Origin of the sequence: Shewanella chilikensis (assembly GCF_037953065.1) — a bacterium.
GTDB lineage: Bacteria > Pseudomonadota > Gammaproteobacteria > Enterobacterales > Shewanellaceae > Shewanella > Shewanella chilikensis.
The window spans coordinates 374172-385091 of record NZ_CP149966.1; the positions used below are offsets into that span (position 1 = coordinate 374172).

A 10920-nucleotide genomic window follows, 5' to 3' on the forward strand; every position below is an offset into this window, starting at 1 on the left:
CATTTGAGCTTCTTTGGTTTACCACTGTCTTATCCATTGTTTTAATTTTTCTTTTTATATAAGTGTCCTTTTGACTCAAAATAAACTTGACTGCTCTAACTAGCTGTTTTAGATTAAGTGTCAATAAGACACTTAATGGTGAGCGATATGGATATCAGTATTGAGCTAGTAAACAAAGATGCGACCAGACAGGCGTTGACTGTTGAGCAATGGCAGTTTGCCGGTGGTGAGCAACATGTGCGTCTGGCAGGTTTTGATGGACAACAGGTACAGAGCGCGATTATCTGTGCCAGGTTGCAGAGCAGTGATGCCATCATGCAGCTGCTGCTGATCAAAGATGCTTTGGACCGCGCCGCCCCCGGCATTCAGGTTTCACTGCAACTTCCCTATTTCCCCTATGCCCGCCAAGACAGGGTTTGCGTCGCCGGTGAGGCTTTTTCCGCCGCCGTGATGACGGGGTTGCTGCGAAATGCCGGCTTCAGCCAGATCCGCTGCTGGGATCTGCACTCGGCGGTCAGTGAGCAACTGCTTGAGGCCGAGCAGGTACATCAGGCGCAGTTGGTTTGTCAGTTTGCGCAGCTGAAGCAGTGGCTGCAAACCCACCAGGCGGCACTGCTTGCGCCTGATAAGGGTGCCAGCCACAAGATTGCCAAGGTTGCCGATGCGCTGAGTGCCGCTGGGATTGAGGCCGAAGTCTTTCAGGCCAGTAAACGCCGGGATCCGGCGACGGGCGCCATATTGGCATCCGAGTTGAACGCCGATGTTGCTGGCCGCAGTCTGCTGATCCTGGATGATATTTGCGACGGTGGCAGAACCTTTATCGAGCTGGCGCGGCTTTTGAAACAAAAAGGCGCCGCCCGAGTGGGACTCTATGTGACCCATGGCCTATTTTCTCGCGGAATAGAGCCGCTGGAAGGTTTGATTGATGCCGTGTTTACCACAGATTCAGTGTGCCCATTGCATCCGTTTGAGTCGCAAATTGTCGAGCTGCATACCTTGAAACTGTTTGAATAAAAGGAGTTTATTATGAGTATCATCGCCCCCTCAATGCAGAAGGATGTCTACAAAGAGTTTCATGGTCGCGCCTATCATCCTCAGGTGACCGAGGTGTATGCCAACTTCACTTCCCGCAGCGGTCGCAATGCCAACATAATGGATAATGACAAGGTTGCCTTTGTTGGACTGCAGTATTTTATCAAGAGCTATTTGATGGAGGAGTGGGACTGCTTCTTTCGTCAGCCCAAGGCACAGGCCGTGGCCGCCCATAAGCGCATACTCAGTGCCATGCTGGGGTACAGTGTCGATGTCTCTTACCTGGAAAAACTCCACGACCTTGGGTATTTACCGCTGAGGATCAAGGCGCTGGAAGAGGGGACTCTGGTGCCTTATCTGGTGCCGCCGTTGACTATAGTCAACACCCATCCGGATTTCCCCTGGTTGACCAACATGATAGAAACCGTGCTCAGTTGTGAAAACTGGCCGATACAAACCAGTGCCACCACGGCCGTTGCTTACCTGCGCACCTTTAAAGAGTTCGCCGACAAGACAGGCCTGCCCGCCGAGATGGTAGCGTTTCAGGGGCATGACTTCAGTTTTCGCGGCATGTTCGGTAAGCAGGCCGCCGCCATGAGTGGTTTTGGCCATTTGGCCAGCGGCTTTGTTGGAACCGACACCATTCCGGCGGTGCTGTTTGCCGAGAAGTACTATGGTGCCGATGTCGATAAGGAGTTGGTCGGCGCCTCAGTGGATGCCACCGAGCACTCGGTGACCTGTTCCTGGATCCTCGAAGGGGAGATCGCCTTCTTCCGTTATCTGATGCAGACCCAGTCTCCCAAGGGAATCCTCAGTGTGGTGTCCGATACCTGGGATTTCTGGACTCTGGTGACTCAATACTTACCTGAACTCAAGCAGGAGATCCTCGAGCGTGACGGCACCCTGGTGATCCGCCCCGACTCCGGCGACCCTGTGACAATTCTCAGCGGTTATAAGCTGGCGCCTGAATCACTTATCCGCGAATGCAGCCTGGATGAAGCATTGCAAAAGGCGGCCGATAACGGTTATGAGGCGATAAGTTGGCATGGTGAGTTTATCGGTCTGCAGCGCCAAACCCTGATGGCCTGCGAGGTGAAGGGGCTTATAGAGTGCCTGTGGGAGATTTTTGGCGGCACCTTGACTGACAAGGGTTACAAGCTATTGGATAACCATGTGGGTGCCATTTATGGCGATGCCATCACGCTCGAGCGTCAACGACAAATACTGCAGCGTTTGATGGATAAAGGTTTTGCTTCCAAAGTCGTGCTGGGGATTGGCTCATACAGCTATCAATATGTCACCCGAGATACCCATGGCTCGGCAGTCAAGGCGACCCACGTGATAAAAGACGGCGAGCCGCTGGCGATTTTCAAGGCACCCAAGACTGATAGCCAAAAGCGTTCCGCCAAGGGGCTACTGCAAGTGGTTATGCAAGACGGTGAGCTGGTGCTGCGAGACGATGTTTCGGTGACTGAAGAAGCCCAGGGGCTGCTGCAAACTGTTTATGAGGATGGCAAACTGCTTCGTGAAACCAATTTGGCCGAGATACGCCAGCGGGTGGCGGCGCAGCTGTGAAGCCTTGATTCAATGACATTCATAGGCAAGGTCAGACATCGATATCTATGATCTTACCCTTGCCTTCTTCTTGCGCCCTGGACTCATCCCTTTTTTCATCTTCCTGGCGGCGGTTATGTTTACGCCGCTCGCGGGCAAAGCCTTTTTGTTCTTTGCGGCGATCAGCGACTTTTTCACGTTTGTCTATCTCGGGAGGCAGTTGCGATTGCGGGGCTTCGTGGCTGTCGGGCGCTATGGCGGAGGTGGTTTTGACCTGCTCCACTTCGCGTTTGGGCTGAAATACCGCTTTGACCGGGCGTGCCAACATGGCGTAAATGCTGTCTAATCCCATGATGTCCCCCCTGATTTAACGGTGTTTTTTTAGTTGAACACCGCATTGTCTGTAAGCCTTATATCCTTTTATCGGCCAGGAGTGTTTAAAATTTAGACTGTTATTGTTGTTTCTGGTTCCTTGGGCTTTTGGGGTAAGAATAAATTGCTTCTTTGCATTCACAATAGCGGTTCGCCGAATGACCTGACGGCTTTAGGTTATAAGGGGGAAATCTGCTTTTCTGTGCCTTTAGTGTTTTGTTCTGGGTCTTTTGAGTCATGACAAAGTTTGCGCTGGATCGTATTACTCACATGCTCATTTTTGGGAAACTTCTCCACAATCATTTCTTTTCACTGTGAAAATCCTCCTGACCTGTGTCGAAATTTTCCCCTGACAGGTGCGTTTGCACCACTTTTTGCCACTTGGAATTCGTTAATGCAAAAAATGTTGTGACACGCTGCTAACCCGCTTGGTGACTGGCTTTATTCGAGTTTGCATTGCTTGACAATCCTTGTTGACTGTCCCTAAACTTAGCATCTGTGGGAATTTGTGGATATTTGTGGATCTATTAACTGAGCAAGGATGAAACCAAGTGTTTTCCGGCGCAAGTGCTTTGAATCTGGATGCCAAGGGGCGGATCGCTATGCCAACGCGATACCGCGAGCCTCTGCATGCCGATCATCAGGGCAAGCTGGTGATCACTGTGGATATCCAATCTCCCTGTCTGTTGATCTATCCGATAAACGAATGGAACAAAGTTGCCGACAAACTGCTCGGCTTGTCTGATTTCCAACCGCAGGAGCGGGCGATGAAACGCCTGATGCTGGGTTATGCCCAGGAGTGTGAGTTGGATACCAATGGCCGGGTTTTGTTGACTCCGCCGCTCAGACAATATGCCTCCTTGGAAAAGAAGACCATGTTGGTCGGGCAGTTGAACAAATTCGAACTCTGGGATGAACAGGTCTGGCAGCAGCAGTTGGCCGACAGCCTGGAGATGATTAAGAGCCAGGGATTGACCGCCAGTGAGCGGCTGGCCGATTTTTCACTCTGATGAGTGAGACCAGATTAAAGAAGAGAGTGATGAGCCAAAACTTTGCCCACCTGTCTGTCCTGCTTCAAGAAACGGTAGACGGGCTCAATATCCGCCCAGATGGCATCTATATCGACGGTACTTTCGGTCGGGGTGGACACTCACGTCAGATCCTTTCCCGCCTGGGTGAACAGGGGCGGCTGATTGCCATTGACAGAGATCCTGCGGCCATTGAAGCCGCGAAACAGTTTGCCAATGATCCGCGTTTCACCATAGTCCATGGCGGTTTTGGCCAGTTGGCTGACTATGTTGAGCAACTGGGACTGGTGGGCAAGATAGACGGCGTCTTGCTGGATCTCGGTGTGTCATCGCCGCAACTGGATGATGCCGAACGTGGCTTTAGTTTTCTGCGCGATGGCCCACTCGATATGCGGATGGATAACAGCCAGGGCCAAACAGCGGCCCAGTGGCTCGCCAGGGCCGAGATCGAAGATATGGCCTGGGTGTTCAAAACCTATGGTGAAGAGAAAAACGCCCGTCATATCGCCCGTTGTATCGCCGCCGATCGTGATGAGAAGCCGTTTTTACGCACTAAAGATCTGGCTGGTTTGATCGAAAGGATCACTAAACACAAAGAGCGCAACAAGCATCCGGCAACCCGAGTGTTTCAGGCGATTCGCATCTATATCAACAGCGAGCTGGATCAAATAGATCAGGCGCTGGAAGGGGCATTGAAGGTATTGGCGCCCAAGGGACGGTTATCGATCATCAGCTTCCATTCTCTTGAAGATCGTATGGTGAAGCGCTTTATCCGCCGTCACAGCAAAGGTGAGGAAGTACCTTACGGCTTGCCGGTGACCGAGGCTGAGCTTAATCGCTCACGGCAGTTGTTGCCCATAGGCAAGGCGCTGAAACCGTCGGATGAAGAGATTGCTGTAAATGCCCGGGCCCGCAGTTCTGTACTCAGAATTGCCGAGCGTTTGCCCTACTGAGGTGGCGGTGAGTAAGTCGCAACTCAATCTGGCGCGTATAGTGCTGCGGGATCTTTGGCAGCACAAATGGATCCTCTTGCTGGGCATGCTGGTGCTGGGGAATGCGGTTGCTGTGGTATATACCAGCCACATCAGCCGTACCCAGACCAGCGAGTTGGACAAGCTGTTACAGGAAAGAGATCGCTTGGATATCGAGTGGCGCAACCTGTTACTGGAAGAACAGTCGCAGGCGGAGCACAGTAGGATAACCCGGATTGCAACCAAGGAATTGGACATGATAAGGCCCTTACCCAATGAAGAGGTGGTAGTGAGACTTCCATGAGAAAACAGGCTAAAAGGATTCAAAAGCCCCAACTGATCCACTGGCGACTGCAGGTGGTGGTGGCTTTTGTTTGCCTGTTGTTTGTCTCACTGGTGGGACGCGCCGCCTACATCCAGGTAATAGAACCGGAAAAACTGCGTCATGAGAGTGATATGCGTACTCTGCGCACCACCTCCAACCAGGTGCAACGGGGGCTTATCACCGACCGCAATGGCGAGATGCTGGCCGTCAGTGTGCCTGTGCGTGCTGTTTACGCCGACCCCAAGGTGGTTCACGACAAGGATGGCTTCAATGATATGCGCCGCTGGCGGGCGCTGGCCGATGTATTGCACGAGCCGCTGGATGACCTGTTGGCCAGAGTGCAGTCCAACCCCAAAAAGCGTTTTACTTACCTCAAGCGCCAGGTTACCCCGGCGGTAGCGCATTATATTGAACAACTGAAGCTACCCGGTATCTACCTTAAGTCTGAATCACGCCGTTACTATCCGGCCGGTGAGATCAGCGCTCAGTTGGTCGGGATCACCAATATTGATGATGTCGGCATCGAAGGCATTGAAAACACCTACAACAGCTGGCTGACCGGCACTCCCTCCAAGCAGAAGGTGCGTAAGTCCCGTGACGGCCGGGTGGTTGAGCGGCTGGATATCATCCAGGAGGGCGAGAGCCCCAATGATCTGGTGCTCAGCATAGATCAGCGTATTCAGCAGTTGGCTTACCGTGAGCTCAAGCGGGCCACCGAAATGAACCAGGCAACATCCGGTTCCGTGGTGGTACTGGATGTACACACGGGCGAAGTGCTGGCGATGGTTAACACTCCCTCCTATAACCCCAACTCGCGGGAAAATTTGCAGAGTCACAGGATGCGTAACCGCGCCCTGACAGACACCTTTGAGCCGGGTTCGACGGTGAAACCCTTTGTGGTGGTGGCAGCGCTGGAGGCCGGGATCGTCAAGAATGATGAGTTGATCCCGACATCACCCGGTTGGATGCGTATTGGTGGCCGGCAGGTGCGGGATGTCCGCAACTATGGCGATATGTCATTGGCGAAGATTTTGATCAAGTCCAGTAACGTGGGGATCAGCAAGTTGGCGCTGGAAATGCCGGTGCAGCAGCTTTTGGGTACCTATCAGTCCATGGGGCTCGGCAACTATTCAGGGATCAACCTGACCGGCGAGAGTGCCGGTTTGGTGCAGGACAGACACAGATGGTCTGACTTTGAACGGGCGACTCTGTCCTTCGGCTATGGCCTGACAGCCACTCCGCTGCAGTTGGCGCGCATGTACGCCACTCTGGGTAGCGGCGGCATACTTTACCCGGTATCGATTCTTAAACTGAAGCAACCGCCGGAAGGCACCCGGGTGATAGCCCCGGATGTGGCCCGCGATGTGATCAACATGCTGGTGGGCGTGACCGAGAAGGGCGGCACAGGTACTCGGGCGCACATTGAAGGCTATCCGGTTGCCGGTAAGTCGGGCACCAGTCGTAAGGCGATAGCCGGTGGCTATGGCGATGACTATGTTGCCCTGTTTGCCGGTGTCGCGCCGGCAAACAACCCCAGGCTTGCCATGGTAGTGGTGATCAACGAGCCCAAAGGGGACAGATATTACGGCGGCGTGGTGGCTGCACCTGTGTTTGGCAAGGTGATGTCCGGCGCGTTGCAGATGTTGAATGTGGAGCCTGTGAGTGATGATGCTCGCGTACAACTGGCTCAGGTACCTAGGAGAGCAGAATGATGTTATTGCGGGATCTGCTGGCTCCCTGGTTTCATTACTCCGGCGCGGAGACGGTGGCCGAGCCCTGTCTCGACAGTCGGAAAGTGGTTGAAGGTGGCCTTTTCGTGGCCGTTCCCGGACATCAGGCCGATGGTCGGGAGTATGTTGCCGCCGCCTTCAACAAGGGAGCTGCGGCTGCCTTGCTGCATACGGACGATCCGGATGCCCACGGCAAGGTGGAGCGGGAGCAAGGCTTAACCATCTATTTTTTTCAACTGAGTCGGCAGCTATCGGCGCTGGCGGCCCAGTTCTATGGCATTCACGCGGTCAAGCCTCGCCTGGTGGGGATCACCGGCACCAATGGCAAGACTTCTGTCAGCCAGCTTATCGCCCAGTGGGTGTCTTTGCTGGGCGAAAAGGCCGGTGTCATGGGCACTTTGGGGAACGGTTTGCTGGGTGAACTCCAGGAAGCGACCAATACTACCAGTGATGCCTTGGCCGTAATGGCCCAGCTCAAGGCTTTTGAGCAGATGGATGTCAGCGTCTGCGCCATGGAAGTGTCCAGCCACGGTTTGGTGCAGGGACGGGTAGAAGCCGCGCCCTTTGAAGTGGCGGTGTTTACCAACCTGAGCCGGGATCATCTGGATTACCACCAGACCATGGAGGCTTACGCCGCCGCCAAATTGAGGCTGATGCGGTTTGCCTGTCTCAAACACGCCGTAATTAACTTGGATGACGCCACAGGGCAGGCTTGGTTCGAGGAATTGCCCAAGGCCAAGTTGCTCGGCTATAGCATTAAGCAAGATCCCAGAGCGGCAGTTGTTGCCGTTAACTCTCAATATCACGCCAAGGGCGTATGCGCCGAGATCCACTGGCCGGAAGGCAAAGGCGTGCTGGAAACTCCGCTGCTGGGCGAATTCAATCTTTCTAATCTGTTGGCAGCGTTGACGGCGCTCTATGCCATGGGTTATCCGCTGCAAAAGCTGCTGTCGTTGTCACCTGCCCTGAAGCCCGTGCCTGGACGGATGGAGTGCTTCCCATCGAGAAAAGGTTTTTCGCTGGTGGTGGATTATGCCCATACCCCGGATGCGCTGGAGCAAGCGCTCAAGGCGCTGCGGCTGCATACCGACAACCGCCTCTGGTGTGTCTTTGGCTGCGGTGGTGATCGTGACAAGGGCAAGCGACCGCTGATGGCTCGTGCAGCCGAGGCTTTTGCCGACCGCTTGATGGTCACCAGCGACAATACTCGCAGTGAAGAGCCGCAAACCATCATTGATGAAGTCATGGCCGGGCTGACTCGCCCCGAGGCGGCACTCTCCTGTGTTGATAGGGTGACAGCCATTAAACAGGTTTGCGCCCAGGCAGAGGCGGGAGATGTGATTTTATTGGCCGGCAAGGGGCATGAAACCTATCAGGAAGTGGCAGGAAGCCGTCATCACTATGATGAGCGGGCCTTGGCGTTTGAACTTAGCGGAGGCAAAGCATGATCCCTTTGACCCTGCAACAGATAGCCACGGCGCTGAATGCCAAGTTGATTCCGGCAACTGCTGCAATGCAGCTGATTGAGAGTGTCAGCACAGATAGCCGTGATATAGGCACCCAAGGTTTATTTATCGCTCTCAAGGGAGAGCGCTTTGACGCCCATGAGTTTGCGCCAACGGCGGTCAAAAATGGCGCCGTAGCGCTCCTGGTCAGCCGCGAGTTGGCACTCGATGTGCCGCAGCTGCTGGTGGCCGACCCTCACCAGTCCCTGGGGCAACTGGCGGCCATGGTACGCAGCCTGGTATCACTCAAGTGTGTTGCCTTGACCGGCTCCAACGGTAAGACCAGCGTCAAGGAGATGTTGGCGACCATATTGTCGCAACATGCCAAGGTGCTCTACACCGCCGGTAACTTCAACAACGATATAGGCGTGCCGCTGACAGCCTTGCGCCTGGAGCCTGAACACGAATACGCGGTATTTGAGCTTGGCGCCAATCACAAGGGTGAAATTGATTACACCTCGGCCATAGTGCGCCCGGATGTTGCCCTAGTGAACAATGTCGCCAGCGCTCATCTCGAAGGGTTTGGCTCAGAGGCCGGTGTGGCGGCGGCCAAATCCGAAATTTTCAATCACTTGGCTCCGGACGGCTGCGCCATTATCAATGCCGATGACAGATACGCCGAGGTAATGCGTCAGGCTGCGTTAGGCTACCGTCAGTTAAGCTATGGCATTGACGCAGCAGCCGAACTGACGGCCAAAGATTTACAGGCCGATGCCTCGGGGCGTTATCGCTGCACGCTTTGCTGGCAGCAGCAGGAGTATTCGCTGGCGCTGCCGCTGGCCGGCCGACATCAGGTGGCCAACGCTCTGGCGGCAACTTCGGTTTGCTTGGCGCTGGGCCTGGATATGGCAAGCATTATCTCTGGCTTGCAACAGATGCAGCCGGTCAAGGGACGCATGCTGCCCACTGAGCTTGGGCGGGTGCAGCTGATCGATGATAGCTACAACGCCAATCCGGCTTCGGTCAAGGCGGCGATCAACTGGCTTCACGAAATTCACGGAAATCGCATTCTGGTACTGGGCGATTTAGGGGAATTAGGCGACAATGCCCCCCTTTTGCATCGCGAGCTGGGTGAGTATGCCCGGGAGGCCGGGATAGATGCCCTGTTTTGCTGCGGTCAATTAACCCAGAACACCAGCCAGGGGTTTGGTACGGAACATCTGGATACCCAAGGGCGTTTGGTGGAAAATTTAATCGAATATATCAATCAGTTGTCAGGGAGTGTCACTGTATTGGTCAAGGGCTCACGCAGCATGCGTATGGAACGTGTGGTCGAGGCCCTTAAATCAGCCTTCGGGTGTGGGGAGTTAGTGTAGATGCTGGTGTATCTGGCGGAGTATCTAACCCAGTTTTATACCGGGTTTAACGTGTTTTCCTATTTGACCTTCAGAGCGATTCTGGGGTTGTTGACCGCCCTCAGCTTTGCGCTCTGGTGGGGGCCAAAGTTGATCGAGCGTTTGCAATTGCTGCAGATAGGCCAGGTGGTGCGTAACGATGGCCCCGAGTCACATTTCAGTAAGCGCGGCACCCCAACCATGGGTGGATTACTGGTGCTGGCGGGGATCTTTATCAGTGTCTTGCTGTGGGGCGATCTCGGTAACCGTTATGTCTGGGTGATGTTATTCGTCCTGGGCAGCTTTGGCCTCATCGGCTTCCTCGATGATTACCGTAAGGTAGTTCGTAAGGATCCCAAGGGGCTGGTGGCCCGTTGGAAGTACATTTTACAGTCGCTGGCGGCGATTGCTGTGGCTTTTTATCTCTACGCGACCGCATCTCTGCCGGGTGAAACCCAATTGGTGGTGCCTTTCTTCAAGGATGTGATGCCGCAGCTAGGGCTGTTTTTTGTAGTACTGGCCTATTTCACTATAGTGGGTTCGAGCAATGCGGTTAACCTGACCGACGGCCTCGATGGTTTGGCGATTATGCCAACCGTTATGGTAGCGGCGGCGTTTGCGCTTATTGCCTACCTCTCTGGCCACGCGCAATTTGCCAGCTACTTACATATTCCACATCTGCCGGGGGCCGGTGAACTGGTGATCGTCTGTACCGCAATAGTCGGTGCCGGTCTTGGTTTCCTTTGGTTCAACACCTATCCGGCGCAAGTGTTTATGGGCGACGTAGGTTCGCTGTCACTGGGGGCTGCGCTCGGCACCATGGCCGTACTGGTACGCCAGGAGATTTTGCTGGTGATTATGGGTGGTGTGTTTGTAATGGAGACTTTGTCAGTCATCCTTCAGGTTGGATCCTATAAGCTGCGGGGCCAGCGGATTTTCCGTATGGCACCCATACACCACCATTATGAATTGAAAGGTTGGCCTGAGCCCAGAGTGATAGTGCGTTTCTGGATTATCTCTTTGTTCCTGGTTCTGCTGGGATTGGCCACCCTGAAGTTGAGGTAAGCAG

General features: G+C 54.2%; 10 protein-coding genes. 9 read left to right on the forward strand and 1 reads right to left on the reverse strand.

Annotated features, from left to right (window positions below; translation table 11 throughout):
- The first annotated feature begins 147 nt into the window (after window positions 1-147).
- Both prs and WKR14_RS01850 read left to right on the forward strand, forming a co-directional pair.
- On the forward strand, window positions 148-1014 hold the full coding sequence (prs, locus tag WKR14_RS01845) for a ribose-phosphate diphosphokinase (RefSeq protein ID WP_165564340.1): 867 nt from the start codon (window positions 148-150) through the stop codon (window positions 1012-1014).
- Between the two features lie 12 nt (window positions 1015-1026).
- On the forward strand, window positions 1027-2607 hold the full coding sequence (locus tag WKR14_RS01850) for a nicotinate phosphoribosyltransferase (protein ID WP_339087265.1): 1581 nt from the start codon (window positions 1027-1029) through the stop codon (window positions 2605-2607).
- A 31-nt stretch (window positions 2608-2638) separates the two neighbouring features.
- On the opposite strand, the gene WKR14_RS01855 is transcribed toward WKR14_RS01850, so the two are convergent.
- Window positions 2639-2941, reverse strand: coding sequence for a hypothetical protein (locus WKR14_RS01855; RefSeq protein WP_411911896.1), 303 nt, complete (start codon window positions 2939-2941; stop codon window positions 2639-2641).
- A gap of 568 nt (window positions 2942-3509) precedes the next feature.
- Here WKR14_RS01855 and mraZ point away from each other — a divergent pair.
- From mraZ to mraY, 7 genes are read left to right on the forward strand one after another with little or no spacing between them, the layout of a single operon-like run.
- The gene (gene mraZ, locus WKR14_RS01860; protein WP_339087266.1) at window positions 3510-3968 is read left to right on the forward strand and encodes a division/cell wall cluster transcriptional repressor MraZ; all 459 of its coding nucleotides are present in this window, start codon (window positions 3510-3512) and stop codon (window positions 3966-3968) included.
- Between the two features lie 29 nt (window positions 3969-3997).
- Entirely contained in the window at window positions 3998-4939 is a 942-nt protein-coding gene (gene rsmH, locus WKR14_RS01865; protein WP_165564343.1) for a 16S rRNA (cytosine(1402)-N(4))-methyltransferase RsmH, read from the forward strand.
- Between the two features lie 7 nt (window positions 4940-4946).
- On the forward strand, window positions 4947-5261 hold the full coding sequence (gene ftsL, locus WKR14_RS01870) for a cell division protein FtsL (protein ID WP_039035250.1): 315 nt from the start codon (window positions 4947-4949) through the stop codon (window positions 5259-5261).
- Window positions 5258-6994: a penicillin-binding transpeptidase domain-containing protein gene (locus tag WKR14_RS01875; protein WP_101056264.1), complete on the forward strand. Its 1737-nt coding sequence runs from the start codon at window positions 5258-5260 to the stop codon at window positions 6992-6994. The genes ftsL and WKR14_RS01875 overlap by 4 nt, the downstream gene beginning before the upstream one ends.
- A complete protein-coding gene (gene murE / locus WKR14_RS01880) occupies window positions 6991-8460 on the forward strand; it encodes a UDP-N-acetylmuramoyl-L-alanyl-D-glutamate--2,6-diaminopimelate ligase (protein ID WP_339087267.1) in 1470 nt (489 codons plus the stop codon). Before WKR14_RS01875 ends, murE begins: the two co-directional genes overlap by 4 nt.
- Window positions 8457-9833 carry a UDP-N-acetylmuramoyl-tripeptide--D-alanyl-D-alanine ligase gene (locus WKR14_RS01885; protein ID WP_420884225.1) on the forward strand — a complete coding sequence of 459 codons (1377 nt, stop codon included), beginning with the start codon at window positions 8457-8459 and terminating at the stop codon, window positions 9831-9833. The genes murE and WKR14_RS01885 overlap by 4 nt, the downstream gene beginning before the upstream one ends.
- Complete coding sequence (gene mraY / locus WKR14_RS01890; protein ID WP_101056267.1) at window positions 9834-10916, forward strand: phospho-N-acetylmuramoyl-pentapeptide-transferase; 1083 nt, start codon at window positions 9834-9836, stop codon at window positions 10914-10916.
- Window positions 10917-10920 lie beyond the last annotated feature (4 nt).